Source organism: Bordetella petrii (assembly GCF_017356245.1).
In the GTDB taxonomy this organism is placed as follows: Bacteria; Pseudomonadota; Gammaproteobacteria; order Burkholderiales; family Burkholderiaceae_B; genus Bordetella_A; species Bordetella_A petrii_D.
This window is the reverse complement of the sequence record NZ_JAFMZZ010000001.1, coordinates 420,190-446,885: the sequence shown is the minus strand read 5'-3', so window position 1 is coordinate 446,885 and position 26,696 is coordinate 420,190. Positions and strand designations below refer to the sequence as shown.

Here is a 26,696-nt window from a genome sequence, read left to right as displayed (position 1 = left end):
CGGTCCGCCAGCGTCGCCCCCCTGGGGGGGAAGCGCGCAGCGCTTCGGGGGGGGGGAACTACTTCTTCATCATGTCGAAGAATTCGGCATTGGTCTTGGTGGCGCGCATCTTGTCCAGGATGAATTCCATCGATTGGACTTCGTCCATGTCGTGGATGAACTTGCGCAGCACCCACACCTTTTGCAGCAACTCGGGCTTGATCAGCAGCTCTTCGCGGCGCGTGCCCGATTTGTTCAGGTTGATGGCCGGGTAGACGCGTTTTTCGGCCAGGCGGCGTTCAAGGTGCACTTCGGAGTTGCCGGTGCCCTTGAATTCTTCGTAGATGACCTCGTCCATGCGGCTGCCGGTCTCGATGAGCGCCGTGCCCAGGATGGTGAGCGAGCCGCCTTCTTCGAGGTTGCGCGCGGCGCCGAAGAAGCGCTTGGGGCGCTGCAGCGCGTTGGCGTCGACGCCGCCGGTCAGCACCTTGCCCGAGGCCGGCACCACCGTGTTGTAGGCACGGGCCAGGCGCGTGATGGAGTCCAGCAGGATAACCACGTCTTTTTTCATCTCGACCAGGCGCTTGGCCTTCTCGATGACCATTTCGGCCACTTGCACGTGGCGGGTGGCGGGTTCGTCGAAGGTGGACGCCACCACTTCGCCGCGCACCGTGCGCTGCATTTCCGTGACTTCTTCGGGGCGTTCGTCCACCAGCAGGACGATCATGACCGCGTCGGGGTAGTTGGTGGTGATGGCGTGCGCGACGTGCTGCATCATCACCGTCTTGCCCGACTTGGGGCTGGCCACGATCAGGCCGCGCTGCCCCTTGCCGATGGGGGCGAAGATGTCCATGATCCGGCCGGTCAGGTTTTCTTCGCTTTTGATGTCGCGTTCCAGGCGCAGCGGCTGGTTGGGGTGCAGCGGCGTCAGGTTCTCGAACATGATGCGATGCTTGATCGCTTCGGGCGCCACGCCGTTGACCTTGTCCACCTTCACCAGGGCAAAGTAGCGCTCGCCGTCTTTGGGAGTGCGCACCTCGCCTTCGATGGAGTCGCCGGTGTGCAGGTTGAAGCGGCGGATCTGCGACGGCGAAATATAGATGTCGTCGGTGCTGGCCAGGTAAGAGGTCTCGGGCGAGCGCAGGAAGCCGAAGCCGTCGGGCAGCACTTCCAGCACGCCGTCGCCGAAAATCTGCTCGCCCTGCTTGGCCCGCCGTTTCATGATGGCGAACATCAGCTCTTGCTTGCGCAAGCGGTTGGCGTTTTCGATTTCCAGGCCGGCGGCCATTTCCAGCAGCTGCGAGACGTGCAGCGCCTTCAGTTCATTGAGGTGCATCGCGGTGAAAGGGGGAAATTTAAAGAAGGGCTTTGGCGGCGGGCCACGGACGGGCCCGCGCGGTACATGGGCGCCGGCGGGGCCGGCGCGCGGGGTTCACAGCACGTAGTTTATTACAACGCGCCGTCCAGGAAAGCGGTGAGCTGGGATTTCGACAGCGCGCCGACCTTGGTGGCGGCAGCCTGCCCATCCTTGAAGAGCATCAGGGTGGGGATGCCGCGGATGCCATATTTGGCGGCGGTATCCTGGTTTTCGTCGACATTGAGCTTGGCGACCGTCAGGCGGCCGGAGTATTCAGAGGCGACCTCTTCCAGGATGGGGGCGATCATCTTGCACGGGCCACACCAGGCCGCCCAGTAGTCGACCAGCACGGGCTGGCTGGACTTGATCACATCGGCATCGAAGCTTGCGTCGCTGACGTTCTTGATTTGCTCGCTCATGGTGATTCTCGGTTCAGCAGCATGGGACGCGCGGGCGGCCCTGCCGTTTGTTGTTCTACTGAAAGGTAAGGAGTTAAGCATACCACTGTTGATAACAACAGGGTTTGCCGGTTTTGTGTAGGATGTCGCGGCGCGGCCCATCGGGCGCTGCCGGCAATCGCCATCGCGGCGGCCCGGGGCCGCCAGACTTGTCATCGTACCGAATTCGGGGCTGGTCAGGTCGTGCGCATCCCACCTCAGGCCGCGCAGAATCTGGACTTGTCCGTAAAATGTCGGTTTTTTTCCACAGATCTTGGGGATAACTTGGCTACACCACGTTACACCGAGGCGTCCATCCGCGTCCTGAAGGGGCTGGAGCCGGTGCGCCAGCGCCCGGGCATGTACACCCGCACCGAAAACCCGCTGCACGTCGTGCAAGAGGTCATCGACAACGCCGCCGACGAGGCGCTGGCCGGCTACGGCAAGCAGATCCAGGTCACCCTGCATGCCGACGGCAGCGTGTCGGTCGAAGACGACGGCCGCGGCATCCCGGTCGGCCTGCACCCCGAAGAAAAAGCCCCGGTGGTCGAGTTGGTGTTCACCCGCCTGCACGCCGGCGGCAAGTTCGACAAGCAGGGCGGCGGCGCCTACGCCTTCTCGGGCGGCCTGCACGGGGTCGGCGTGTCCGTCACCAATGCGCTGGCCACGCGGCTCGAAGTCGTGGTGTGGCGCGACGGCGCCACCAGCCGCCTGGTGTTCAAGGGCGGCGACGTGGCCGAGCCCCTGGCGCCGTACCCCGAGGCCGGCCGTAAAAAATCGGGCACCCGGGTGCGCGTCTGGCCCGATTCCAAGTACTTCGACAGCCCGCAGATCCCGCCCGGCGAACTGACCCACCTGCTGCGCAGCAAGGCCGTGCTGCTGCCGGGCGTGAAGGTCACGCTGACCAACGAGAAAACCGGCGACACCAAAACCTGGCAATACGAAGACGGCCTGCGCGGCTACCTGGCCGAATCCCTGGCCGGCGCCGAGCTGATGGTGCCCTTTTTCGAGGGGCAGCAGTACGCTGGCGCCGATCACGAAACCTTTGCCGACGGCGAGGGCGCCCAGTGGGTGGTGGCCTGGACCGAAGACGGCAATGCCGTGCGCGAATCCTACGTCAACCTGATTCCCACTCCGGCCGGCGGCACCCATGAATCGGGCCTGCGCGAAGGCCTGTACGGCGCGGTGAAGGGGTTTGCCGAGCTGCATGGCCTGCTGCCCAAGGGCGTCAAGCTGTTGCCCGAAGACGTGTTCGCGCGGGCCAGCTTCGTGCTGTCGGCCAAGGTGCTCGACCCGCAGTTCCAGGGCCAGATCAAAGAACGCCTGAACAGCCGCGACGCCGTGCGGCTGGTGGGCGGGTTCTCGAAAGGCGCGCTTGACCTGTGGCTGCACAGCAATGTCGAGTACGGCAAGAAGCTGGCCGAGCTGGCCATCCGGCAGGCCCAGGCGCGTGCGCGTTCGGCGCAGAAGGTCGAAAAGCGCAAGAGTTCGGGCGTGGCGGTGCTGCCTGGCAAGCTGACCGACTGCGAATCCTCCGATGCCGCCCGCACCGAAGTCTTCCTGGTCGAGGGCGATTCGGCCGGCGGCTCGGCCAAGATGGGCCGCGACAAAGAATTCCAGGCCATCCTGCCGCTGCGCGGCAAGGTGCTCAACTCGTGGGAAGTCGACCGCGACCGCCTGTTCGCCAACAACGAAATCCACGACATCGCGGTGGCCATCGGGGTCGACCCGCACGGCCCGAACGACACGCCCGACCTGTCCGGCCTGCGCTATGGCCGCATCTGCATCCTGTCCGACGCCGACGTCGACGGGTCGCACATCCAGGTGCTGCTGCTGACGCTGTTCTACCGCCATTTCCCGCGGCTGGTCGAGGCCGGCAACGTCTACGTGGCCAAGCCGCCGCTGTTCCGCCTGGACGTTCCGGCGCAGGGCAAGCGGCCGGCGCGCAAGATCTACTGCCTGGACCAGGGCGAGCTCGAGGCCGCGCAGGACAAGCTGCGCAAGGAAGGCGTGCGCGAAGGGGCCTGGAGCATCAGCCGCTTCAAGGGCCTGGGCGAAATGAACCCCGAGCAGTTGTGGGAAACCACCATGAACCCCGATACGCGCCGCCTGCTGCCCGTGGGCTACGGCAGCCTGTCGCCCGACGACACCACCCGCATGTTCGACATGCTGATGGGCAAGGGCGAGTCGTCGCAGCGCCGCGCCTGGATCGAAGAAAAGGGCAACCTGGCCGAGCTCGATATCTGAACGCCCGGCCTGCCTGACCGTACACGCAACTCCGAAGACACATGACCGACAGCAATCAACCCGGCCTGTTCGATGGGGCCGCCGGCGAGGCCGACGAGGCCATCACGCTGGCCCGCTATGCCGAACAGGCGTACCTGGATTACGCCGTTTCCGTGGTGCGGGGCCGCGCCTTGCCCGATGTGGGCGATGGCCAGAAGCCCGTGCAGCGCCGCATTCTCTACGCCATGCAGGACATGGGGCTGGGCCCCGGCGCCAAGCCGGTGAAGTCGGCCCGCGTGGTCGGCGACGTGCTGGGCAAATACCATCCGCACGGCGACCAGGCCGCCTACGATGCCATGGTGCGCATGGCGCAGGATTTCTCGCTGCGCTATCCCCTGATCGACGGCCACGGCAATTTCGGCTCGCGCGACGGCGACAACGCCGCCGCCATGCGCTACACCGAAGCGCGCCTGACGCCGTTCTCGCGCCTGCTGCTCGACGAGCTCGACGAAGGCACGGTCGATTTCGCGCCCAACTACGACGGCAGCCAGCAAGAGCCGCAGATGCTGCCGGCGCGCCTGCCCGTCATGCTGCTCAATGGCGCGTCCGGCATTGCCGTGGGCATGGCCACCGAAATCCCGTCGCACAACCTGCGCGAGGTCGCGCAGGCCTGCGTGGCACTCATCAAGCAGCCCAGGCTGCCCGATGAAGAACTGCACGCCATGGTGCCGGGCCCCGACTTCGCCGGCGGCGGCCAGATCATCACCCCGGCGGCCGACATCGCCCAGATCTACGCCGGCGGCCGCGGCTCGCTCAAAGCGCGGGCGCGCTGGCAGTTCGAAGAGCTGGCGCGCGGCCAGTGGCAGCTGGTGGTGCACGAACTGCCGCCGGGCACCTCGTGCCAGAAGGTGCTGGAAGAAATCGAGGAAATCACCAACCCCAAGGTCAAGACCGGCAAGAAAAGCCTGACCACCGACCAGCAGCAGGCCAAGGCGATGATGCTGAACCTGCTGGACGCGGTGCGCGACGAATCGGGCAAGGACGCCGCCGTGCGGCTGGTGTTCGAGCCCAAGACTTCGCGCGTGGACCGTGACGAGTTCGTCAATACGCTGCTGGCGCAGACCAGCATGGAAAGCAGCGTGCCGGTCAACCTGGTGTGCATCGGCACCGACGGGCGGCCGCGCCAGAAGGGCCTGCGCGACATCCTGACCGAATGGGTGGCGTTCCGCACCGACACCGTGGTGCGCCGCACGCGCCATCGCCTGGACAAGGTCATCGACCGCATCCATGTGCTGGAAGGGCGCATGGTGGTGTACCTGAATGTCGATGAAGTCATCCAGACCATCCGCGAATCCGACGAGCCCAAGGCGGCGCTGATGCAGCGCTTCCAGCTGTCCGAGCGCCAGGCCGAAGACATCCTGGAAATGCGGCTGCGCCAGTTGGCCCGCCTGGAAGGCATCAAGATCGAGCAGGAACTGGCCAGCAAGCGCGACGAGCAGTCCCGCCTGCAGGAATTGCTGGACAACCCGGCGTCGCTGAAGCGGCTGCTGGTCAAGGAAATCGAGGCCGACGCCAAGCAGTACGGCGACGACCGTCGCACGCTGATCGAAACCGCCGAGCGCGCCGTGCTGGAAACCAAGGTGGTCGACGAGCCCGTCACGGTGATCGTGTCGCAGAAGGGCTGGCTGCGGGCGCGCCAGGGCCACGGCCACGATGCCTCGCAATTCGGCTTCAAGCAGGGCGACGATCTGTATGGCGCGTTCGAATGCCGCACCACCGATACGCTGATCGCCGTGGGCGACAACGGACGGGTGTATTCCGTGGCGGTGGCGGGCCTGCCGTCGGCGCGCGGCGACGGCCAGCCGGTGACCACCATGATCGACCTGGCGCCCGGCACCCGCATCGTGCACAGCATTGCCGCCTCGCCCGACAGCCACTGGCTGCTGGCCACCCAGCGCGGCTTCGGCTTTGCCGCCCGCCTGGGCGACATGGTGTCGCGCCAGCGCGGCGGCAAGCAGTTCATCACCCTGGAACAGGGCGACGCGCTGCTGCGCCCGGTGCCGCTGTTCGAAGGCGCGCGCCAGCTGGCGCTGCTGTCGGCCAAGGGCAAGTTCCTGGTGTTCGGGCTGGACGAGGTCAAGTCCCTGTCGGCCGGCGGCCGCGGCACCATCCTGATCGGCCTGGATGCGGCCGACAGGCTGGCCCAGACGGTGCCCATCGGCGCGGGCGGCCTGCGCGCCACCGGCATCTACCGCAACAAGCTTACCGAAGACGTGCTGGCGGGGCCGGCGCTCGAGCCCTACGTGGGCAAGCGCGCACGCAAGGGACGGGCCCTGGACGTGCGGCCCAAGCAGCCGGTGCTGTCGCCCGTGCTGTAGCGGAACGTCCGCAGTCCGGGCCGCCCAGGTGTCTGACACCCTGTCGGGAGTCAGACACCTGGGCGCATCTTGGCAGCCCCCGGCGGCTCAGGCCGCCACCAGTCCCTTCTGCCGCTTCTCGCGGCGCCCCTGCATGGCCCACACCAGGGCCAGCAGCAGCACGGCCGGCACATAGACCCAGAACTCCGACGGCCGGTGCGGGTTCGGCACCTTGACGTCGACCACGTCCCAGCCTTGTTCCCAGCCCGCGCGGCGGGCCCGGCTGCCGAACTGCACGGCGCCGATCTGCACCTGGTCGCCCAGCGCGGTGACCATCAGGCCGGCTTCGTTCAGGCGCTTGCGGCCGGCGGCCACGCCGGTGCTGGCGTCGCCCTCGGGCAGGGCCGGCAGGGCCACCGCCACGGTCTTGGTGAGCTCGTCGCCTTCGATGTTCATGCCGTGCAGCACCGCCACCAGCCGGCCGCCATCGGGCAGTTCGCCCGCCGTGGCCATCAACTCGGCAGCCGGGCGGCTTTCATACTTGTCGGCCAGGTGGTTCATGAACCAGTCGGGGCGGAACAGCATGAATGTCACCAGCAGCAGCACGCCGACCTCGAGCATCGTGCAGCGCACCCGCATCCAGCCCAGGGTGGCCGCGGCGAAAGTCAGCGAGGCCAGGGTCGCGCCGCCCACCACCAGCAGCAGTTCCCACCAGCCGTGCACGTCGATCAGCAGCAGCAGGGGGTTGAACACGAACATGAACGGCAGCACCGCGGTGCGCAGGGCGTAAGTGGTGCCCTGGATGCCGGTCTTGATCGGGTCTTCGCCTGAAATCGCCGCCGCCGCGAAAGTGGCCAGGCCCACGGGGGGCGTGATGTCGGCCATGATGCCGTAATAAAACACGAACATGTGCACCGCGATCAGCGGAATCACCAGGCCGTTCTGCGCGCCCAGCTCGACGACCACCGGCGCCATCAGCGTGGCCATCAGGATGTAGTTCGCGGTGGTGGGCATGCCCAGCCCCAGGATCAGGCACACCACGGCCGTGAACACCAGCATCAGCAGCACGTTGCCCATCGATACCAGCTCGACGAAGGCCGTCATGCGCAGGCCCAGGCCGGTCAGCGTGATGGCGCCGACGATCAGGCCGGCGGTGCCGCAGGCGATGGCGATGCCGATCATGTTGCGCGCGCCGTCCTCCAGGCCGCCGATGGCCTCGCGCCAGCCGCGCCGCAGTTCGGGCGCCGTCGGCTGGCCGCGGAACCAGGCCGTCAGCGGCCGCTGCGTGACCATCTGCACCAGCATTGCCACCGCGGCCCAGAAGGCCGACAGACCGGCGGACAGTTCCTCGATGCTCAGGCACCACACCAGGATCCCGATCGGGATCAGGAAATGCAGGCCCGCCCGCACGGTGGGCCAGGGTTCGGGGCGCACCGGATTGGTGACGCTGATTTCCTCGGGCAGGTCGGGGTGGCGGGCGGCGATGCGCAGCAGCCAGACGTCCAGCGCCACCAGCAGCGCCAGCAGCACCCAGACGGCGGCGGCGCCGGCCACGGCCTTGACGCCCATGCCGATCCAGTACACCAGGCCCATCACGATCAGCGTGCCGCAGATGCCCATGCCCCAGCCGGCCAGCTTCTGCAGCGGCGTGCGCGGCTTGCCGGCCGACATCATGGGCTGGATGCCCAGCTTCAGGGCTTCCAGGTGCACGATGTAGAACAGCGCAATGTATGAGATCGAGGCGGGCAGGATGGCGTGGCGGATGATGTCGGTATACGGAATGCCCACGTACTCGATCATCAGGAACGCGGCGGCGCCCATCACCGGCGGCATGATCTGGCCGTTGACCGATGACGCGGTCTCGATGGCGCCGGCCCGGATCCCGCCGTAGCCCGCTTTTTTCATCAGCGGAATGGTGAAGATGCCGCCCGTGACCACGTTGGCCACCGACGAGGCCGACACCAGGCCGTTGACGGCCGACGACACCACGGCCACCTTGGCCGGGCCGCCGCGCAGGTGGCCCAGCAACGCGAACGAGACCTGCATCATGTAGTTGCCGGCGCCGCATTTGTCCAGCAGCGAGCCCAGCAGCACGAAGATGAAAATGTAGGACACCGACACGCCCAGCGCCACGCCGTACACCCCTTCGGTGGTCAGCCACATGTGCGAGGCCAGGCGCTCGATCGAGGCGCCGCGGTGCGCCAGCACGTCGGGCAGCCAGGGGCCGGCCAGCACGTACAGCACGAACACCGCGCCCAGCACCGTCATGGGCAGGCCCAGCGAACGGCGCGTGACTTCCAGCAGCAGCACCAGGCCGATGGCCGCCGTGGCCACGTCCATGGTGGTGGGCTGGCCGGGGCGCCCGGCCAGTTCCTTGTAGAACAGGAACAGGTAGGCGCCGCAGAATGCCGCGATGATGGCCAGCACCCAGTCGTGCCACGGCATGCGGTCGCGCGGCGAGCTTTTGCGCGCCGGGTAGGCCAGGTAGCCCAGGAACATGGCGATGCCCAGGTGCAGGGCGCGGGCCTCGGTGTCGTTGAAAATGCCCCAGCTGAACGAGAACGGCAGCGGCGAGGCATACCAGAGCTGGAACAGCGACCACAGCAATGCGCCCAGCGCAAGCGTGGCGCCGGCGACGCCGCCGGCCGTGCGCCCGCCCCGGTCGACATCGGCGACCAATTGCTCCAGATCGGCTGTCGTGGTGGACGGCTCGGTCTTCATTGAATTTCCCCAGCGTGTTCGGACGCCCGGCCGGAGCGCGCCGCGCCTGCGCGCGGCGCGCTCGCCGGCATCATGGTGAAACCGCGCCCGGCCGCGCCTGGCGGCGCGGCCGGGCCGTGCGGACGTTTACAGCAGGCCCTTTTCTTTGAAGTATTTTTCGGCGCCCGGATGCAGCGGGGCCGACAGGCCGTTCTTGGTCATGTCTTCGGCTTTCAGGTGCGCGAAGGCGGGGTGCAGCTTCTTGAAATCGTTCAGGTTGTCGAACACCGCTTTGACGATGATGTAGACGGTTTCCTCGGGCACGTCGGCCGAGGTGACGAAGGTGGCCGTCACGCCATAGGTCTTGGTGTCGTTGGGGTTGTTGGGGTACAGCCCGCCGGGGATGGTGGCGTGGGCGTAGTAGGGGTACTTGTCGACCAGCTTGTCCACCGCCGGGCCGGTCAGCGACACCAGCTGCGCGCCGCAGGTGGTGGTCGGGTCCTGGATGTTGGCCGACGGGTGGCCCACGCCATAGAAGAAGCCGTCGATCTTGCCGTCGCACAGGGCCGAGCCGTGCTCGTCGGGCCGCAGCTCCGATGCCAGCGAGAAATCCTTCAGGGTCCAGCCCATGGTGGCCAGCAGCTCTTCCATCGAGGCGCGCGTGCCCGAGCCCGGGTTGCCCACATTGAAGCGCTTGCCCTTGAAGTCTTCGAACGACTTGATGTTGGCCTCTTTGCGGGCCACCACGGTGAACGGCTCGGGATGGATCGAAAAGACCGAGCGCAGCTTCTTGAACTCGCCGGCGTCCTTGAACTGGCCGGCGCCGTTGTAGGCGTTGTAGCCGACATCGGACTGCACCACGCCCAGGTCCAGCTCGCCGGCCTTGATGGTGTTCACGTTGAACACCGAGCCACCGGTGGATTCGACCGAGCAGCGGATGCCGTGCGACGAGCGGTCTTTATTGACCAGCCGGCAGATCGCGCCGCCCGCGGCGTAATACACGCCCGTGACGCCGCCGGTGCCGATGCTTACGAACTTCTGTTGTGCCGCGGCGGGCAGCGGGGCGGCCAATGCCATGGCCACGGCCGCGCACGCGGCGGCCAGCCCCAAGGTTTTTTTCTTGTTGTTGCCCAAGGTGTGTTTGACAGACTTGCTCATACAAACTCCTTTTGAGGATTTTCCCCGTGAAATACCGGTGTTTCCGGCGATGGGCGCGTCCGGGCCAGGACGCGCGGCGTATGGCGCCGGGGCTGGTGCCCCGGAGCATCAGTAAAGCCTAAGAGCGGATTTGCGCGATGGCCGCGTCGATGGCGCCGGCCAGGCGTTCGGTGAGCTGATCCAGCTCGTCGTCCGATACGATGAACGGCGGCGCCAGCAGTACGTGGTCGCCCTGCCGGCCGTCGATCGTGCCGCCCATGGGATACACCATCAGGCCGCGGGCCATGGCCTCGCGCTTGATGCGCGCATGCAGGGTATGGCCGGGGTCGAACGGCTGTTTGGCGGCGCGGTCGGCAACCAGTTCGACGCCCATGAACAGGCCGCGGCCGCGGATATCGCCCACGTGGGGGTGTTCGCCCAGCGCGGCCTGCAGCCGCTGGCGCAGGCCCGCGCCCTGGTCGCGCACGCGCTGCAGCAGGCCGTCACGGCGGATCACGTCCTGCACGGCCAGTGCGGCGGCGCAGGCCGTGGCGTGCCCCAGGTAGGTGTGGCCGTGCTGGAAGAATCCGGTGCCCGCGCTCATGGCGGACACGATTTTTTCCTGCGCCATGACCGCGCCGATCGGCTGGTAGCCGCCGCCCAGGCCCTTGGCAATGGTGATCAGGTCGGGAACAATGCCTTCCTGTTCAACAGCGTACAGAGTGCCGGTGCGGCCCATGCCGCACATGACTTCATCGGCGATCAGCAGCACGCCGTGGCGGTCGCAGACTTCGCGGATGCGCTTGAAATAGCCCGGCACCGCGGTCAGCGCGCCGGCCGTGGCGCCCACCACGGGCTCGGCCACGAAAGCCATCACGCTGTCGCCGCCCAGTTTCACGATAGTGTCTTCAAGCTCTTGCGCCAGTCGCGCGCCATAGGCTTCGGGCGACTCATCGGCGCCGCGGTCGCGGTATTCATAGCAGGGCGAGACGTGCGCCACGTCGATCAGCAGGGGCTTGAACTGCGCGCGGCGCCATTCGTTGCCGCCCACGGCCAGGGCGCCCAGCGTGTTGCCATGATAGCTCTGGCGGCGCGCGATGATGTGGCGGCGCTGCGGCTGGCCGATCTCGACGAAGTACTGGCGCGCCATCTTCAGCGCGGCCTCGACGGCTTCAGACCCCCCCGACACGAAATAGGCGTGGCTGGTGCCCGCCGGCGCGTCCGCCACCAGTTGCGCGGCCAGGCGTTCGGCGACCTCGGTGGTGAAGAAGCTGGTGTGCGCATAGGCCAGCTGGTCGATCTGCGCATGCATGGCGGCCTGCACGTCGGGGTGGTTGTGGCCCAGGCACGACACCGCGGCGCCACCGGATCCGTCCAGGTACGCGCGGCCCGCGCTGTCGTAAAGCCAGGCGCCCTGGCCGCGCACGGCCACCGGCGGGGTGGTTCGCAAAGATCGGTGGAATACGTGGGTAGTGTTCATGTCGGTTGTACAGGCAATGGGCTGAAAAAAGGGAAGGGCGGGTCGCCAGGGCGGCAGCGGCGCTGCGCGGCCGCTACCCGGTGGGAGCCGACCAGAACACCTTGTCGGCATGCATGCGGTCCTCGATTTCGCTCAGGCGGTTCAGCACCTCTTCGCCGCCGCGCGCGGTCAGGCGCGCGATCAGGTGCTCGGCCAGGCCCAGCAGGCCGGCGGTGGTGTGAAAGAACGACCCCGGTCCGCGCTGCGCGGGCCGGTGCCGCACGCCTTCGCGGTCGGGGCGTTCGAACAGCAGCGCATGGCGGGCCTCGACCGCCAGCGGCGACAGCGCATCATCGGTCAGGGCGATGACCGCCACGCCCTGCTGGGCGGCCTGGCGGGCCAGGCGCACCGTGGCGGTGGGGTAGGGCGACTGCGAAATCGCGATCAGGGCGTCGCCGTCGCGCAGGTTGTCGACCGTTTCGGCCTGCAGTCCGCCCAGGCCATCGATCAGCACGCTGTTGCGCCGCACCAGCTGGTACGCATAGTGCATCTGGAAGGCAATGCCGAATGCCGAGCGCGTGCCCAGGAAACCTACCTGACGCGCCTCTAGCAGGGTCTTGACCGAGGCATCGAACGCAGCCGAGCTGTTCAGCGAGCACACCGACTGGATGGCCCGCGCCTGCAGGTCGGTCAGCGCATCGTGGCCGGATGCGCCGGCGCTGCCCTGCGCCGCCTGCAGTTCGGCGGCGCGCTCGCGCAGGCTGGCCGGGCGTTCGCCGGCCAGGGCCTGCTGGAACGGCGTGCGGAAATCTTCATAGCTGTCGTAGCCGGCCGCGCGCGCCAGGCGCAGCATGGTGGCCGGCGCCACGCCCAGGGCCTGCGCCTGGCGCCGCATCGACCACAGGCCGACTTCGGCTGGATGGTCGGTCACCCAGTGGGCGGCGCGCTGCAGCTCGGGCGGCAGTTGTTCTAGCAGGCTTTGCAGGCGTTGCAGCACCAGCAGGGGCGGAGAGGGCGGCGGCACGGCAGTCGGGCGGGGCAGGCGTGAAAAAAACACATGATAAATAGACGTTCAAATAAAAAACATATGTTTTTTCATGGATCAGGGTAATCCCTGGCCCGGCCGGCAGCTTGCTGCGCTGCGGCAGCCGCGGGCAGAAAAATTTCCTGGGTGTTTTGTTAAAAGCGCATATTTTTCATTAACTTCAGGAAATCTGAACGCATTTATTCACATTTTCCTGGCGCTTTGGGTTGACCTGGGCGGGTTGAGCGCATATTATCTGGGTAGAATCATTTGAGTAGAAATCAATCCTACTGAACTATTTTCAGTCATGAACAACGTGCCTACGCCCGATCCGTCCCAGCAGTACGACCTGCGCATTTTGCGAGCCCTGCGCCGCATCACGCGCTCGATCGCGCTGCATTCGCGCCAGCTCGCCGCGGTCAGCCACATCACCGCGCCGCAGCTGATGTGCCTGCGCACGGTCATCGCCAACGGGCCCCTGACGGCCACGGCCATCAGCCGCGAAATCCACGTCAGCCCCAGCACGGTGGTAGGCATTCTCGACCGCCTCGAAGACAAGGGCCTGGTGCGCCGCGAGCGCGGCCGCGAAGATCGCCGCATCGTGTTCGTGTCGGCCACCGACGCCGGCCGCGAGCTGGCCTCGCAGGCGCCGTCGCCGCTGCAAAAGCACCTGGCCGACGCGCTGAATGCGCTGCCCGAGCTCGAGCAGGCCACCATCACCCTGTCGCTCGAACGCATCGTCACCCTGATGGAACAGGAAGGCCACGCGGTCGAGGCCCATGGCGACGTGTCTTCGCCCATTCTCGAAGTACCCACCGGCGGCGCGCCGCCCGAATCGGGGTTGGTCGTATGAGGGGGCAAGAACTGCGATCCCCCCAACCTTCAACGGCCGTTCAGCCGGCCGCCGCTTCCCAGCGCCTGCAATTACGCGCGCCGCGCCGCACCGATGGCGCCGCGCTGCACCGCCTGGTGTCCGAGTGCCCCCCGCTCGACGTCAATTCCCTGTACGCCTATCTGCTGCTGTGCGAGCACTTCAGCGCCACCTGCGTGGTGGCCGAAAGCGCCGGCGGCCGCATCGATGGGTTCATCTCCGCATATTTGCCGCCAGCCCGGCCCGACGTCATTTTCGTCTGGCAGGTTGCCGTGCATTCCCGCGCACGCGGCCAACGGTTGGGCCGCGCCATGCTACGCGAACTCTTGCAGCGCAAAGAGCTCGGGCATGTTCGTCATCTTGAAACCACGGTGGGGCCTGACAACCAGGCTTCGCGCCGCACCTTCGCCGGCCTGGCCGGCGAGCTGGGCGCGCACATCTCCGAGCAGCCTTTTTTCGACCGGCAGCTGTTCGGCGGTGCCGACCACGACGACGAGATGTTGTTGAAGATAGGCCCGTTCACCCTGCCGCCCCACTAGGGGCTTGCAGGCCGGCGGCCTGTCGAACCGGGACGCAGTCTGGCTTCACGCCCGCATGGGCATGGGTGGCCTCTGTGTCTGTCAATTCACGAAATGAAGGGAGGATTCTATGGACTTGAAAATCTTTGACCGGATGGAGTCGGAGGTGCGTGGCTACATCCGGTCGTTTCCGGTGATATTCAATCAGGCGCGCGGCTCGGTCCTGATCGATGAGGAAGGTGGCGAGTACATCGACTTCTTCAGCGGCGCAGGCACCTTGAACTACGGCCACAACAATCCTGTCTTCAAGGAAAAGCTGCTCGAATACCTGGAAGCCGACGGCGTGGTGCACGGCCTGGACATGGCCACCAGCGCCAAGAAGCAATTCCTGGAAGCGGTCGACCGCGTGCTGCTCAAGCCGCGCAACTGGCAGTACACCCTGCAGTTCACGGGGCCGACCGGCACCAATGCGGTCGAGGCGGCGCTGAAGATCGCGCGCCAGGTCAAGGGCCGTTCCAACATCATCTCGTTCACGCACGGATTCCACGGCGTCAGCGGCGGCTCGCTGGCCGCGACGGCCAACATGAAGTTCCGCGACGCGGCCGGCTATGCGCTGGGCAACACCAGCTTCATGCCGTATGACGGCTATTTCGGCCCCGACGTCGACACCATCGCCTATCTCGAGCGCATGCTGGAAGACCCCAGCAGCGGCCTGGACAAGCCGGCCGGCGTCATCGTCGAGACGGTGCAGGGCGAAGGCGGCGTCAACGTCGCCACGCTGCGCTGGCTCAAAGAGCTGGAAAAACTCTGCCGCCGCCACGACATGCTGTTGATCGTCGATGACATCCAGGTGGGCTGCGGCCGTACCGGCAGCTTCTTCAGCTTCGAATCGGCCGGCATCCGCCCCGACATCATCACGCTGTCGAAATCCCTGTCGGGTTTCGGCCTGCCCATGTCGCTGGTGCTGATGAAGCCCGAACTCGACATCTGGAAGCCCGGCGCGCACAGCGGCACCTTCCGCGGCAACAACCTGGCCTTCGTCACGGCCACGCAGGCGCTCGACACCTACTGGTCCAGCGATGCCTTCTCGACCGAAGTGCAGCGCAAAGAGCGCCTGGTGCGCGACTGGCTGGAAAACCTGGCGCACAGCTATCCCAACGCCGGCCTGGCCGTGCGCGGACGCGGCCTGATCCAGGGTCTGGTGGCCACGGCCGAGCCGGCGCTGGCCAACCGAATCGCGCAGCAGGCGTTCAAGCGCGGCGTCGTCATCGAAACCTCGGGCGCGCAGGACGAAGTCCTGAAGCTGCTGCCGGCCCTGACTATCGAAGACGAACTGCTGACCCGCGGCCTGGAAACCATCGAGGCCGCCGTGGCCGACGCGCTGGGCGAGTCGGGCCAATCGGCCCGTGTTCTGAAATTTGGAGGAAAACGTCGATGATCGTACGCAATGTGAAAGATGTGATCGGAACTCAGGACGAAGTCCGCACCGACACCTGGGTCAGCCGCCGCGTGCTGCTGAAGAAGGACGGCATGGGGTTTTCGTTTCACGAGACCACCATTTTTCCCGGCGGACGCACGCACATCCACTACAAGAACCATCTTGAAGCGGTCTGGTGCATCGAAGGCGACGGCTCCATCGAGACGATTGCCGACGGCAAGAAATACGAGCTGGGGCCGGGCGTGGTCTACGCCCTGAATGAGAACGACGAGCACTGGCTGTGCGGCGGCAAAGAGCCGCTGCGCGTCATCTGCGTATTCAACCCGCCGCTGACCGGCCAGGAAGTGCACGACGCCGAAGGCGTCTACGCGCTGCCCGCCGAAGCGCAAGCGGCCTGAGAGCAAGGAGGCTGATCATGATCTCACCTGCCCAGGATCCGTACGCCTCGCGTACGGATCGAAGTTCCGCCATCATCGCCCGCCAGGACCCGGTGGTCCATGGCGACGGCAAGTACGCCGACGCATTGTCGGCCGAGCAAGTCCAGAACTACGACCGCGACGGCTTCCTGCTGCTGGAAAACGTCTTTTCCGCCGAAGAAGTGCAGGCCCTGATCGGCGAAGTCGAGCGCATGACGCGCGACCCCGCCATCGTGCGCCGCGAAGAGGCCATTACCGAGCCGGGCAGCAATGCCGTGCGCTCGATCTTCATGGTGCATGTGCTCAACCCCATGCTCGCGCGCCTGACCCGCGATCCGCGGCTGGCCAATGTGGCGCGCCAGCTGCTGGGGTCCGAGGTGTACATCCACCAGTCGCGCGCGAACATGAAGCCCGGTTTCAAAGGCAAAGAGTTCTACTGGCATTCCGACTTCGAAACCTGGCATGTCGAAGACGGCATGCCGGCGATGCGCGCGCTCAGCTGCTCGGTGCTGCTCAGCGACAACAATGAATGCAACGGCCCGCTGATGCTGGTGCCCGGCTCGCACCGGCAATTCATCTCGTGCGTGGGCGAAACGCCGCGCGACCACTACAAGCAGTCGCTCAAAAAGCAGGAATACGGCGTGCCGGATCCCGTCAGCCTGCAGCTGCTGGTCGAGCAGGGCGGCATCCGCACCATGATGGCCAAGGCCGGCTCGGTGGTGTTCTTCGACTGCAACACCATGCATGGCTCGAACAGCAACATCTCGCCGTGGCCGCGCGCCAATGTGTTCATGGTCTACAACAGCATGGAGAACACGCTGAACCCGCCCAAGTACGGGCTGGATCCGCGGCCCGAGCACATTGCCACCCGCAAGGCCTTCAAGGCGGTGACTCCGCTCGACAAGCTCAAGCTGGTGGAATGACGCGGCGCCGCGAGGCGCCTGCCGTACCCAGCCCCGGGGCCCGCCGCCCCGGGGCTTTTGTTTTGGCGGGCCAGATGTCTGCCGGATGGTGGAATTTTCTGTACGTACAGCTTGTACGTATCGATGTACACTAGCGCCTTTCACGCCATCCGGATTTCCCCCCGGGCCAGCCGGCCCCCTGATAAAAGGTACTGGAGACACGACTCATGAATACTGAAGTTTCCCGCTTCCCCATGTTCTCGGCCATGATGAAAGTGCCGGGCGGGCTGATGCTGCTGCCGCTGATCCTCGGCTCGATCATCGGCACCTTCGCGCCCGACGCCCTGGCCATCGGCGGCTTCACCACCGCGCTGTTCAAGAACAGCGCGCTGCCCCTGATCGCGCTGCTTATCTTCGCCACCGGCACGCAGGTCAACATGCGCACCGGCGGTCCCATCCTGGCCACCGCGGGCACCATTTTGCTGATGAAGACGCTGGTGCCGGCCACGCTCATCGTGCTGCTGGGCAGCTACGTGGGCCTGGACGGCATCCTGGGCGTGTCGATCCTGGCGATGCTGGCGGCTTTCGACAACAGCAACGGCGGCCTGTGGCTGGCCTACACCGGGCAGTACGGCGACAGCCGCGACCGCGGGGCCTACGTGGCCAGCGCAGTGAACGATGGTCCCTTCTTCAGCCTGTTGTTCCTGGGGGCCTCGGGCCTGGCCGATATTCCCGTGACGGCGCTGGTCGCCGCGCTGGTGCCGTTCCTGCTGGGCGTGGTGGTGGGCAACCTGGATGTGCAATGGCGCAACGTGCTCAAGCCGGTGCCGAACATCGTGATTCCGTTCTTCGCCTTTGCGCTGGGCACCGGCATCAACCTGGCCGCCGTCGTGTCCGGCGGCATGACCGGCCTGGTGCTGGGCCTGCTGATCAGCCCCGTCACCGGCTTCCTGGTCTACCTGGGCTACCGCTACATTCTGCGCCGCGGCGGCAAGAGCGGCATCGGCTTTGCCGCGGGCACCACGGCGGGCAACGCGATCGCCACTCCGGCCGTGGTGGCGGCGGCCGACCCGTCGCTGCAGCAGTACGTCGGCACCGCCACGGCGCAGGTCGCCGCCTGCGTGCTGATCAGCTCGATCCTGGCTCCGCTGCTGGCTTCGTACTTCCTGAAGCGGGCCGGCGAGCTGAAGCCGGCTGACGACGTGGCCATTGCCATGGGCGAGCTCGAGCCGGCGCCCGAGGCGAGGGTCTGAGCGTGGCTGCTTTCATCGCCATCGTCGCCGACGACCTGACCGGGTCGGGCGATACCGCCGTGCAATTCGTGCGCGCGGGCTGGCCCACGCAATTGTCGGTGGGGCGGGCCGGCCAGGCGCTGGCCGACCCGGCTGCCGGCCGTGCCGAGGTCATCGCGGTGACCACGCACAGCCGGCCGCTGCCGGGACCGCAGGCCGCAGCCGTGGTGCGTGACGATGTGGCCGCCTTGCGCGCGGCCGGGGTGCGCCGCCTGTACAAAAAAGTGGATTCGACCTTGCGCGGCGCTTTCAAGGCCGAGATCGACGCGGCGCGCCAGGCATGGCGCGACGACGCCATCGCGGTGGTGTGCCCGGCCTTCCCGGCCACGGGGCGCACCGTGCGCGACGGCATTCTGTATGTGGACGGCCGGCCGGTTACCGAAACCTCGTCGGCCACCGATCCGGTCACGCCCGTTACTGAAAGCCATATTCCCACGCTGCTGGGCGGCGCGCCGTTGCCCGTGATCGACGGCGAAACCCCGCGCGCGCTGGCCGACCGCATCCTGGCGGCCGGCGCCGTGGTGGTGGCGGATGCGCAAACGCCGGCCGACATGGACCGCCTGGCGTGCGCCATTGTGCTGCTCGGCGAGCGCGCGCTGCCGGTCGGATCGGGCGGGCTGGCCGCGCCGTTGGCGCGGCTGTGGGCCGGCGCCGAATCGCAGGGCACGGTGATCGTGGTGGTGACGTCGCAGCATAGCGCCGCGCGACGCCAGGCCGCGGCCCTGCAGGCCTGCGGGGCGCAAAGCTGGTCGCCCACGCTGGCGCAGCTGGCCGATGACACGGCCTGGCGCGACTGGGCGGCGCGCGTGGTCCAGGCCGCGCCGGCGGCGCAGGCGCAAGCCACGCTGCTGTTGCTGGCGCCCGAAGGGAGGCTGGACGGCCTGGACTCGGATGCCGTGGCGGCCCGCCTGGGCGGCCTGGCCGGACAATTGACCCTGGGCGGCGGTGCCGCCGGGGTGGTGGCCACCGGCGGCGACGGCGCCAGCGCCGTGCTGGCGGCTCTGCAGGCCGGCGGCATCGCGCTGGTGGATGAAGTGACCGGCGGCGTGCCCTTGGGCACCCTGACCGGCGGGCCGGCCGCAGGGCTGCCCATCGTGACCAAGGCCGGCGGCTTCGGCGCCGACGATGTATTGATCCGGGCCGCCAGCGCGGTCCGCGAACGGAGATTCCAAGCATGACGCAAGACGCAACGCCTTCCCGCATTCCGACCCTGGCCGTGACCCTGGGCGACGTGGCCGGCATCGGGCCGGAAATCACGGCCAAGATGCTGCTGGGCCACGACGACCTGCGCCAGCGCGCGCGGCTGGTGGTGGTGGGCGATGCCGCGGCGCTGCGCAAGGCCGCTCAGGCGCTGGGCGCTGACGCCGCGCGCGTAAAGGTGGTCGAGGGGCCCGAGCAGGTCCAGAATACGCCGGGCATCATCGAAGTCATCCAGGCCGGGCCGTCGCTGGAGCACGTGCCGCTGGGCGAACTGAGCGCCGATGCGGGCGACGGGTCGGTGCGCTTCGTCACCACGGCGTGCGCGCTGGCGCGCGAGGGCCGCATCGACGGCATCGTCACGGCGCCGCTGAACAAGGCCGCCATGCACCTGGCCGGCCACAAATGGCCCGGCCATACCGAATTGCTGGCGCATGAGTTCGGCGTCAAGACGTTTTCGCTGGTGCTGTCGGCCGGCGACCTGTACATCTTCCATGCCACCACCCATGTGTCGCTGCGCCAGGCCATCGAAGACGTCACCCCGCAGCGCATGCGGGCCGTGCTGCGGCTGGCCGGCTCGTTCGCGCAGGCGCTGGGCCGCGCCGACGAGCCGGTGGCGGTGGCGGGGCTGAACCCGCACGCCGGCGAGAACGGCATCTTCGGCACGGAAGACGCCGACATCCTGGCGCCCGCCGTGGCCGAGGCCAATGCGGCCGGCATCCGCGCGGCCGGGCCCATCCCGGCCGACGCGCTGTTTCCGCAGGCGGTGCGCGGCAAGTGGAAGTTCGTCATTGCCTGCTACCACGACCAGGGGCATGCCCCGTTCAAGTCCGTGTACGGCGACGATGGCGTCAATATCACCGTGGGCCTGCCGGTAGTGCGCGTCTCGGTCGACCACGGCACGGCCTTCGACATCGCGGGGCAGGGGGTGGCGCGCGAAGACAGCCTGGTGCTGGCGGCCGAGCGGGCCGCGCATCTGGCCACGGGCTGGTCGCATGTATGGGAAACTGCGCGCTCCACCACCGGAGGCTGATCCCATGGCGTCGTCCGCCGAACCCGCCGCACCGCTCGACCGATCCAGCGGCGACCCCCTGCATGCGCAAGTTGCCCAGGCACTGCGCCGCGATATCCGCGGCCACCAGTGGGCACCGGGCACGATGCTGCCCAGCGAAGCCGCGCTGTGCAGGCAGTTCGGCGTGGCGCGCAGCGTGGTGCGGCAGGCGTTGGCGGCGCTGGTGGCCGAAGGTCTCATCCGCCGCGATCCCGGCCGCGCGCCCACCGTGGCGCCCCCGCTGGAGCACCGGCGCATGGTGCAGCGTTCCACAGGGCTGTTCGAGCAATTCGCCCACACGGGCACCGCGCTGCTGACGCGCGTGCTGCGCTGCGAGCCGGCCGCGCCGCCGCCCGAGGTGGCCGCTTTCTTCGGCTCGGACGACACGCTGCTGCTCGAGCGCCTGCGCCGTGTCGACGACGAGCCGCTGGCCTTCGTACGCACCTGGCTGCCGCGTGCGCGCCTGCCGGGGCTGTGCGCCGACCATCTGCAAGACACCTCGCTGCACCGTACCCTGGCGCAGCGCTTCGGCCTGCATCCGGGCCGGGGCCGCAACCGCATCCGCGCCGTGGGAGCCGACGCCGCGCTGGCCGGCGCGCTGCAAGTGCCGGCCGGCAGTCCGTTGCTGATGCTGGAAGGGCAGGGCTTCGACCAGCACGGCCAGCCCCTCGAATGGTTCACGACCTGGCACCGCGCCGAAAAGCTGGTGTTCGATGTGGACGTCAGCCCGGCCGGCGAGCACATCCATGCCGCCTTGCCGGACGCGGCTGCTGCCGGGCCTGCGGCGGCAGCGCAGCCGGCCGGTTCAATCGGATCGCTGGAGTCGGTCGAGGCGGCGCTGGACGCCGCCCTGGACGCCGTGCGCCGCCTGCGGCGCGGCGCTCCGGACGCCTGAACGCCCGGCCGGGCAGGCCGGTGCGGGTGCTATGCTTGGCACCCGCCCGTTCAACGCCCGCGCCGCCATGACTGCACGCATCGCCAGCCTGCACATCTATCCCGTCAAATCCTGTGCCGCCATCGACCTGGCCGAATCGCCCATCGACCGCGCCGGCCTGGCGGGCGACCGGCGCTGGATGATCCTGACCGCGCAGGGCCAGTTCATGACGCAGCGCCAGTGGCCCGCCATGGCCCTGATCCGCCCGGTCATCACGGCCGACAGCCTGGAGCTGCGCGCGCCCGACATGCCTGTGCTGCGCGTGCCGTTCGACGGTTCGCAACTGGCCGCCACGGCGCGTCCGGTCACGGTCTGGAAAGACAGCGTGCCCGCGCGCGATGAAAGCGCCGAGGCGGCTGCCTGGCTCAGCCGGGTGCTGGGCCTGGACTGCGTGCTGGTCAAGCTGGACGCGCAGGCGCAGCGCCCCGCGCGGGCGGAATGGGTCGAGCGTTGGCGTGGCGCGCATCCCGATCTGGCCGAAACCTTCGCCGGCGAGCATGTATTCGGCTTTGCCGATGGGTTTCCCTTGCTGATCGCCAACCAGGCGTCGCTGGACGACCTGAACGCCCGCCTGGCCGCGCAAGGCCAGCCGGCGGTGCCCATGAACCGCTTCCGGCCCAACATCGTCATCCAGGGCGAGTGGGAAGCGTACGACGAAGACCACACCGCCATGCTGACGGTGGGGCAGGTCAGCATGGCGCTGGTCAAGCCGTGCACGCGCTGCCCCATGCCCAATATCGACCAGCTTACCGCCCAGCGTTACGACGAGCCGGGCCGCACGCTGGCCGTTTACCGCCAGTTCGAGATCGGCGTGGTGTTTGGCCAGAATGCCATCGTCGACGCTCCGGCCGGCGCGCGCCTGCGCGTGGGCGATGCCGCCCGGGTCGAACTGGATTTCTGAAACCGGCGCGGGCTCAGGACGACAGCTTCAGGCCAATGAGCCCCGCGGCGATCAGCAGCACGCTGACCACGCGCATGACGCTGAGCGTTTCGCCAAACAGCACGATGCCGGCCACAAAGGCGCCCAGCGCGCCGATGCCCACCCAGACCGCGTAGGCCGTGCCCAGCGGCAGGCTTTTCATGGCCAACGACAGCAGCCAGAAGCTGACCAGCATGCCGGCCAGCGTGACGACGGAAGGAACCAGGCGCGTAAAGCCGTGGGTGTACTTCAGGCCGACGGCCCACACCACTTCGAACAGCCCCGCCAGTATGAGAATGACCCAGGTCATGGAATGCCCCTTTCAACAAGGGCCGGCATGTTTGCCGGCGATGGGGCCGTCCCCGGGTAGGAAAGCAGCCGGCAGCAGGGCCGGCGGCCGCCCCGGGCCGTCCCGGAGCAGTAAAAATTATAGAATAGCAAATTGACCGCCGGGCGCGGCCGGGCTTTTTTTAGCGGCCGCGGCGCCGGCGCCGCGCATCGCTTTTTTGTAGATGGTACCCATGAGTTTCCAGGTCACCGTACAGCCCAGCCAGCATCAGTTTCCGGTCGAGGCTGGCCAGACAGTCCTCGACGCCGCGCTGGCCGCGGGCATCGTGCTGCCATACAGCTGCCGCAACGGCGCATGTTCCACTTGCAAGGGCAAGGTCGTGTCGGGGCAGGTCGACGCCGGCGAATACCCTGCCCAGATCCTTTCCCCCGAAGAACTGGCGCAGGGCTACACGCTGTTCTGCCAGGCGCGGCCGCAATCCGACCTGGTGGTTGAATCCACCGAAGTCCGGCTGGCCAGCGACATCCAGATACGCAAGCTGCCCGCCCGGGTGCAGGCCATGGATCTGGCCGCGCCCGATGTCACCGTGCTGCGCCTGCAGCTGCCGGCGGCCGATCCGTTCCGCTACTACGCGGGGCAGTACATCGAGGTCATCCTGAAAGACGGCAAGCGCCGCAGCTACTCGATGGCCTGCGCGCCGCACACCGGCAGCCCGCTCGAATTGCATGTCCGGCACATGCCCGGCGGCGTGTTCACCGACCATGTATTCGGCGCCGGCGCCACCCAGATGAAAGTGCGCGAAATCCTGCGCCTGGAAGGGCCCTTCGGCTCGTTTTTCCTGCGCGAAGACTCCGACAAGCCCATTGTCCTGCTGGCCAGCGGCACCGGTTTCGCTCCCGTCAAGGCCATCGTCGAACACATGGCGCACCACGGCATCCGCCGCCCGGCCGTCCTGTACTGGGGCGGGCGCCGCCCGCGCGACCTGTACATGCACGAGCTGGCGCAATCGTGGGCCCAGACCTTGCCCGGCTTCCGCTATGTGCCGGTGGTTTCCGACGGCCTGCCCGAAGACGGCTGGACCGGCCGCACCGGCTATGTGCACGAGGCCGTGCTACAAGATCTGCCAGACTTGTCGGGCCACCAGGTGTACGCCTGCGGCGCGCCGCCCATGGTGGATGCCGCAAGGCGCGAGTTCACGGCGCAATGCGGCCTGCCGGCCGACGAGTTCTATGCCGATGCGTTCACCTCCGAGGCCGACCTGGCCCGCACGGGTACCTGAGGCAGGTCGGTGGCGCACGGCCAGGAAACTTCCAGGTGCAAATGGATACCGGCCCTTCTTTTATGTTATAGGCGGGGCCGGCCCGGCGCTGTAAACTGCCGCACCGACACCTCGATCGGATCGAGCCGCGACAGCAGGGGGCCTGTCCCGCTGCGGCCGGCGGCGCAAGGAGCAAGGCGCGCATGAAAGTAGCGGTATTGGGTAGCGGCATCATCGGCATTTCCAGCGCCTGGTGGCTGCGCCAGGCAGGCCACGATGTCGTGGTGGTCGATCGCCGCCCCGGCCCGGCCCAGGAAACCAGCCTGGCCAACGGCGGGCAGATTTCCGTCTCGTACGCCGAACCCTGGGCCAATCCGCAGGCGCCCTTGAAGCTGCTGAAATGGATGTTTCAGGACGACGCGCCCCTGCTGTTCCGGCCCCAGCTCGACTGGCGCCAATGGATGTGGGGCCTGGCCTTCCTGCGCGAATGCCTGCCGGGCCGGCTGGCCCCCAATATCCGCGCCATGGTGCGGCTGGCCGAATACAGTCGCGCCACGCTGCAGGGCATGCGCGCCCAGCTGGGCATTCCGTACGATCACCTTGAACGCGGCATCCTCAATTTCTACCGCGATTCCCACGAATTCGAGACCTCGCAGAAAGCCGCCGGCCTGATGCGCGATTTCGGCGTCGAGCGCCGGGTCGTCACGGCCGATGAAGTGGTCGCCATCGAACCCGCCCTGGCGCCGCATCGCGGCACCATCGTGGGCGGCGATTTCACGCCCGAAGACGAAAGCGGCGATGTCCACCTGTTTGCGGCCGGCCTGGCGCAGCAGTGCGAGCAGGCCGGTGTCGAATTCCGCTACGAAACCAGCGCCACGCGCCTGGTCAGCCAGGGCGGCCAGGTGCAGGCCCTGGAAACCATCCAGCCCGATGGCCGCTATGCGCGCATCGTGGCCGACGCCTATGTCGTGGCGCTGGGCAGCTTCAGCGCGCGCCTGGTGCGGCCGCTGGGGGTGCCCTGCAACGTGTATCCCGCCAAGGGCTATTCGGCAACCTTCACCGTGCGCGATCCGGCGCGCGCGCCCTCGGTCAGCCTGACCGACAGCAGCCACAAGGTGGTGTTCTCGCGCCTGGGCGACCGGCTGCGCATGGCGGGCACGGCCGAGTTGTCCGGCTATTCGCGCGCGCTCAATACTGGCCGCTGCGAGGCCCTGACGCGCCTGGCGCGCGAACTGTTTCCCGACGCGCTCGATTTCGAGAGCGTCAGCTATTGGTCGGGGTTGCGCCCGTCCACCCCTTCGAACGTGCCTCTCATCGGCCGCACCCGCATTCCCAACCTGTACCTGAATACGGGCCACGGCACGCTGGGCTGGACCATGGGAGTCGGTTCGGGCCGGGCCCTGGCCGATCTGCTCAGCGGACGCAAGCCGGAGCCCGAATTTCCTTTTCTTGGTCTGTGAACCTATGAAGACACTGCAATTGGCGGGCCTGGCCCGCGCACTGATCGCCAGCCGGCGCACCTGGGTTTTCGGAGCCGCCATGCTCGCCGCGGGGGCGGCGCACGGCGCCACCGTCGAAATCGAGGTCTGGCACACGCTCACCGGTCCCAACAAGGCCGAATTCGAAAAACTCACCAAGAAATTCAACAAAGAGCAGAGCGACGTCGAGGTCGAACTGCGCGACTTTTCCGATGCGCCGGCGCTGCAGAAAGAAGCCGCCGACGCCCTGAAGAAAAAGAAGGGGCCCAACCTGGTGCAACTGGCCGACAACCGCTCGCCTGAAGTCGTGTCCGAGCACAAGGCCATCCTGCCTTTGTACCAGTTGCTGGCCAAGTACCCCATCAAAGACCTGAACTGGTTCCTGCCGTCCACATCCAGCTTCACCCGCGACAGCAAGGGACGCCTGCTGGCCTTCCCCTGGATGGCGGAAGTGCCCATCATGTACTACAACCTGGCCTATTACAAAAAGGCCGGCCTCGACCCCAACAAGCCGGCCCGCACCTGGGCCGACCTGCAGGGCGAACTGCTCAAGCTGCGCGACGTGGCCAACATCGAATGCCCGTACGCGTCCAGCAACCAGGTGAAAATCCACCTGGAGAACCTGGCGCCCATCAACAAGCAGCTGTTCACCAGCAACGACAACGGTCTGGCGTCCAGCAAGGCCGCGCCCTCGCTGCAGTTCGACACCCTGTACATGCGGCATGTTTCGCTGATGGCCAGCTGGAAGCGTTCGCTGCTGTTCATGGCGCATTCCGACGGCGACCAGAGCGACAAGCTGTTCGCCAAGGGCGATTGCGCCGTGCTGACCTCCGGCTCCGGAGCCGCCGGCACCTTCATGAACACACGCTCGCTGTCGTTCGGCGTGGCGCCGCTGCCGTACTACACCCAGGCCACCAAAGAAGCCGGCAGCCCGTTCATCAGCGGTTCGGCGCTGTGGGCCATCGATGGCCACCCGCAAGCCCAGGAAAAAGCCACCGCGCAGTTCCTGGCCTGGCTGGCCAAGCCCGTCAACGCCGCCGAATGGCACCAGCGCACCGGCTACCTGCCGCTTACCGATGCGGCATTCCGCGCCGCCGACGTCTCGTTCTACGACAAGATCCCGGGCGCGCACGCCATCGTCCAGTCCATGCAGGGCAAATCGGCGGCCACCAGCCGGGGCTTCCGCATGGCCAACTACGATCGCGTCGAAGCTGTGCTCAGCACCGAGCTCGACGAGGCTTTCGACGGCAAGACGCCGCCCGTGGCGGCGCTGAACCGCGCCGCCGACCAGGCTCGCCGCCTGGCGCAGCAGCGCTAGCGCCGTATGCCGGGATGGCGGCGCGGTTCAGCGCCGCCATCCCGAATCGCCCATCAGCCGGCCGCCAGGCCGGTTTTTTCTTTTGTTCTGCCCGCTTCATCCGCAGTGAACGAAAAATTCCGTCCGTATAAGTCGGTCT

At 67.3% G+C, this 26,696-nt stretch carries 22 protein-coding genes; 15 read left to right on the top strand and 7 right to left on the bottom strand.

Going from position 1 to position 26,696, the window contains the following annotated elements; translation table 11 throughout:
- Nucleotides 1–58: 58 nt before the first annotated feature.
- Nucleotides 59–1,315 carry a transcription termination factor Rho gene (rho, locus tag J2P76_RS02200; RefSeq protein WP_207404188.1) on the bottom strand — a complete coding sequence of 419 codons (1,257 nt, stop codon included), beginning with the start codon at nt 1,313–1,315 and terminating at the stop codon, nt 59–61.
- Nucleotides 1,316–1,428: 113 nt separating this feature from the next.
- Nucleotides 1,429–1,755, bottom strand: a complete 327-nt coding sequence (gene trxA, locus J2P76_RS02195) for a thioredoxin TrxA (protein ID WP_207404187.1) — start codon at nt 1,753–1,755, stop codon at nt 1,429–1,431.
- A gap of 303 nt (nt 1,756–2,058) precedes the next feature.
- Between trxA and J2P76_RS02190 the strand changes: the two genes are divergently transcribed.
- The gene (locus tag J2P76_RS02190; RefSeq protein ID WP_207404186.1) at nt 2,059–4,020 is read left to right on the top strand and encodes a DNA topoisomerase IV subunit B; all 1,962 of its coding nucleotides are present in this window, start codon (nt 2,059–2,061) and stop codon (nt 4,018–4,020) included.
- A 41-nt stretch (nt 4,021–4,061) separates the two neighbouring features.
- The gene (gene parC / locus J2P76_RS02185) at nt 4,062–6,377 is read left to right on the top strand and encodes a DNA topoisomerase IV subunit A (protein ID WP_207404185.1); all 2,316 of its coding nucleotides are present in this window, start codon (nt 4,062–4,064) and stop codon (nt 6,375–6,377) included.
- Between the two features lie 87 nt (nt 6,378–6,464).
- Here parC and J2P76_RS02180 read toward each other — a convergent pair whose 3' ends face one another.
- From J2P76_RS02180 to J2P76_RS02165, 4 genes are all read right to left on the bottom strand, one after another.
- A complete protein-coding gene (locus J2P76_RS02180) occupies nt 6,465–9,077 on the bottom strand; it encodes a TRAP transporter permease (protein ID WP_207404184.1) in 2,613 nt (870 codons plus the stop codon).
- A gap of 126 nt (nt 9,078–9,203) precedes the next feature.
- Nucleotides 9,204–10,214, bottom strand: a complete 1,011-nt coding sequence (locus J2P76_RS02175; protein WP_207404182.1) for a TAXI family TRAP transporter solute-binding subunit — start codon at nt 10,212–10,214, stop codon at nt 9,204–9,206.
- 118 nt (nt 10,215–10,332) lie between these two features.
- Nucleotides 10,333–11,673: an aspartate aminotransferase family protein gene (locus J2P76_RS02170; RefSeq protein WP_207404180.1), complete on the bottom strand. Its 1,341-nt coding sequence runs from the start codon at nt 11,671–11,673 to the stop codon at nt 10,333–10,335.
- A 73-nt stretch (nt 11,674–11,746) separates the two neighbouring features.
- A complete protein-coding gene (locus J2P76_RS02165; protein WP_242697432.1) occupies nt 11,747–12,694 on the bottom strand; it encodes a MurR/RpiR family transcriptional regulator in 948 nt (315 codons plus the stop codon).
- A gap of 289 nt (nt 12,695–12,983) precedes the next feature.
- Here J2P76_RS02165 and J2P76_RS02160 point away from each other — a divergent pair, with 289 nt between their 5' ends.
- The 10 genes from J2P76_RS02160 (at nt 12,984) to J2P76_RS02115 (ending at nt 22,196) form a co-directional block, all read left to right on the top strand.
- Nucleotides 12,984–13,529: a MarR family winged helix-turn-helix transcriptional regulator gene (locus J2P76_RS02160; RefSeq protein WP_207404179.1), complete on the top strand. Its 546-nt coding sequence runs from the start codon at nt 12,984–12,986 to the stop codon at nt 13,527–13,529.
- Entirely contained in the window at nt 13,526–14,086 is a 561-nt protein-coding gene (gene ectA, locus J2P76_RS02155; protein ID WP_207404178.1) for a diaminobutyrate acetyltransferase, read from the top strand. Before J2P76_RS02160 ends, ectA begins: the two co-directional genes overlap by 4 nt.
- Nucleotides 14,087–14,195: 109 nt before the next feature.
- Nucleotides 14,196–15,503 (top strand): diaminobutyrate--2-oxoglutarate transaminase, encoded by a 1,308-nt coding sequence (gene ectB, locus J2P76_RS02150; protein WP_207404177.1) that lies wholly within the window; start codon nt 14,196–14,198, stop codon nt 15,501–15,503.
- A complete protein-coding gene (locus J2P76_RS02145; RefSeq protein ID WP_207404176.1) occupies nt 15,500–15,901 on the top strand; it encodes an ectoine synthase in 402 nt (133 codons plus the stop codon). Before ectB ends, J2P76_RS02145 begins: the two co-directional genes overlap by 4 nt.
- A 17-nt stretch (nt 15,902–15,918) precedes the next feature.
- On the top strand, nt 15,919–16,842 hold the full coding sequence (gene thpD, locus J2P76_RS02140) for an ectoine hydroxylase (RefSeq protein WP_207404175.1): 924 nt from the start codon (nt 15,919–15,921) through the stop codon (nt 16,840–16,842).
- A 206-nt stretch (nt 16,843–17,048) separates the two neighbouring features.
- A complete protein-coding gene (locus J2P76_RS02135; protein WP_207404174.1) occupies nt 17,049–18,074 on the top strand; it encodes a 2-keto-3-deoxygluconate permease in 1,026 nt (341 codons plus the stop codon).
- 2 nt (nt 18,075–18,076) lie between these two features.
- Nucleotides 18,077–19,291, top strand: a complete 1,215-nt coding sequence (gene dtnK / locus J2P76_RS02130) for a D-threonate kinase (protein ID WP_207404173.1) — start codon at nt 18,077–18,079, stop codon at nt 19,289–19,291.
- Nucleotides 19,288–20,343: a 4-hydroxythreonine-4-phosphate dehydrogenase PdxA gene (pdxA, locus tag J2P76_RS02125; RefSeq protein WP_207404172.1), complete on the top strand. Its 1,056-nt coding sequence runs from the start codon at nt 19,288–19,290 to the stop codon at nt 20,341–20,343. Before dtnK ends, pdxA begins: the two co-directional genes overlap by 4 nt.
- Before the next feature lie 4 nt (nt 20,344–20,347).
- Complete coding sequence (locus tag J2P76_RS02120; RefSeq protein WP_207404171.1) at nt 20,348–21,256, top strand: GntR family transcriptional regulator; 909 nt, start codon at nt 20,348–20,350, stop codon at nt 21,254–21,256.
- A 67-nt stretch (nt 21,257–21,323) separates the two neighbouring features.
- Complete coding sequence (locus J2P76_RS02115) at nt 21,324–22,196, top strand: MOSC domain-containing protein (RefSeq protein WP_207409084.1); 873 nt, start codon at nt 21,324–21,326, stop codon at nt 22,194–22,196.
- 13 nt (nt 22,197–22,209) lie between these two features.
- Here J2P76_RS02115 and sugE read toward each other — a convergent pair whose 3' ends face one another.
- Complete coding sequence (sugE, locus tag J2P76_RS02110) at nt 22,210–22,524, bottom strand: quaternary ammonium compound efflux SMR transporter SugE (RefSeq protein WP_207404170.1); 315 nt, start codon at nt 22,522–22,524, stop codon at nt 22,210–22,212.
- A gap of 211 nt (nt 22,525–22,735) precedes the next feature.
- Between sugE and J2P76_RS02105 the strand changes: the two genes are divergently transcribed.
- From J2P76_RS02105 to J2P76_RS02095, 3 genes are all read left to right on the top strand, one after another.
- Nucleotides 22,736–23,782, top strand: coding sequence for a CDP-6-deoxy-delta-3,4-glucoseen reductase (locus tag J2P76_RS02105; RefSeq protein WP_207404169.1), 1,047 nt, complete (start codon nt 22,736–22,738; stop codon nt 23,780–23,782).
- Nucleotides 23,783–23,964: 182 nt separating this feature from the next.
- A complete protein-coding gene (locus J2P76_RS02100; protein ID WP_242697266.1) occupies nt 23,965–25,221 on the top strand; it encodes a D-amino acid dehydrogenase in 1,257 nt (418 codons plus the stop codon).
- A gap of 4 nt (nt 25,222–25,225) precedes the next feature.
- Complete coding sequence (locus tag J2P76_RS02095; protein ID WP_207404168.1) at nt 25,226–26,557, top strand: extracellular solute-binding protein; 1,332 nt, start codon at nt 25,226–25,228, stop codon at nt 26,555–26,557.
- Nucleotides 26,558–26,696: the final 139 nt, after the last annotated feature.

What these genes read in the sequence shown, in the direction of transcription:
- rho (WP_207404188.1), bottom strand. Translation starts at nt 1,315, where the DNA reads ATGCACCTCAATGAACTGAAGGCGCTGCACGTCTCGCAGCTGCTGGAA.
- trxA (WP_207404187.1), bottom strand. Translation starts at nt 1,755, where the DNA reads ATGAGCGAGCAAATCAAGAACGTCAGCGACGCAAGCTTCGATGCCGAT.
- parC (WP_207404185.1), top strand. Translation starts at nt 4,062, where the DNA reads ATGACCGACAGCAATCAACCCGGCCTGTTCGATGGGGCCGCCGGCGAG.
- J2P76_RS02180 (WP_207404184.1), bottom strand. Translation starts at nt 9,077, where the DNA reads ATGAAGACCGAGCCGTCCACCACGACAGCCGATCTGGAGCAATTGGTC.
- J2P76_RS02175 (WP_207404182.1), bottom strand. Translation starts at nt 10,214, where the DNA reads ATGAGCAAGTCTGTCAAACACACCTTGGGCAACAACAAGAAAAAAACC.
- J2P76_RS02170 (WP_207404180.1), bottom strand. Translation starts at nt 11,673, where the DNA reads ATGAACACTACCCACGTATTCCACCGATCTTTGCGAACCACCCCGCCG.
- J2P76_RS02160 (WP_207404179.1), top strand. Translation starts at nt 12,984, where the DNA reads ATGAACAACGTGCCTACGCCCGATCCGTCCCAGCAGTACGACCTGCGC.
- ectA (WP_207404178.1), top strand. Translation starts at nt 13,526, where the DNA reads ATGAGGGGGCAAGAACTGCGATCCCCCCAACCTTCAACGGCCGTTCAG.
- ectB (WP_207404177.1), top strand. Translation starts at nt 14,196, where the DNA reads ATGGACTTGAAAATCTTTGACCGGATGGAGTCGGAGGTGCGTGGCTAC.
- J2P76_RS02145 (WP_207404176.1), top strand. Translation starts at nt 15,500, where the DNA reads ATGATCGTACGCAATGTGAAAGATGTGATCGGAACTCAGGACGAAGTC.
- thpD (WP_207404175.1), top strand. Translation starts at nt 15,919, where the DNA reads ATGATCTCACCTGCCCAGGATCCGTACGCCTCGCGTACGGATCGAAGT.
- J2P76_RS02135 (WP_207404174.1), top strand. Translation starts at nt 17,049, where the DNA reads ATGAATACTGAAGTTTCCCGCTTCCCCATGTTCTCGGCCATGATGAAA.
- pdxA (WP_207404172.1), top strand. Translation starts at nt 19,288, where the DNA reads ATGACGCAAGACGCAACGCCTTCCCGCATTCCGACCCTGGCCGTGACC.
- J2P76_RS02120 (WP_207404171.1), top strand. Translation starts at nt 20,348, where the DNA reads ATGGCGTCGTCCGCCGAACCCGCCGCACCGCTCGACCGATCCAGCGGC.
- J2P76_RS02115 (WP_207409084.1), top strand. Translation starts at nt 21,324, where the DNA reads ATGACTGCACGCATCGCCAGCCTGCACATCTATCCCGTCAAATCCTGT.
- sugE (WP_207404170.1), bottom strand. Translation starts at nt 22,524, where the DNA reads ATGACCTGGGTCATTCTCATACTGGCGGGGCTGTTCGAAGTGGTGTGG.
- J2P76_RS02105 (WP_207404169.1), top strand. Translation starts at nt 22,736, where the DNA reads ATGAGTTTCCAGGTCACCGTACAGCCCAGCCAGCATCAGTTTCCGGTC.
- J2P76_RS02100 (WP_242697266.1), top strand. Translation starts at nt 23,965, where the DNA reads ATGAAAGTAGCGGTATTGGGTAGCGGCATCATCGGCATTTCCAGCGCC.
- J2P76_RS02095 (WP_207404168.1), top strand. Translation starts at nt 25,226, where the DNA reads ATGAAGACACTGCAATTGGCGGGCCTGGCCCGCGCACTGATCGCCAGC.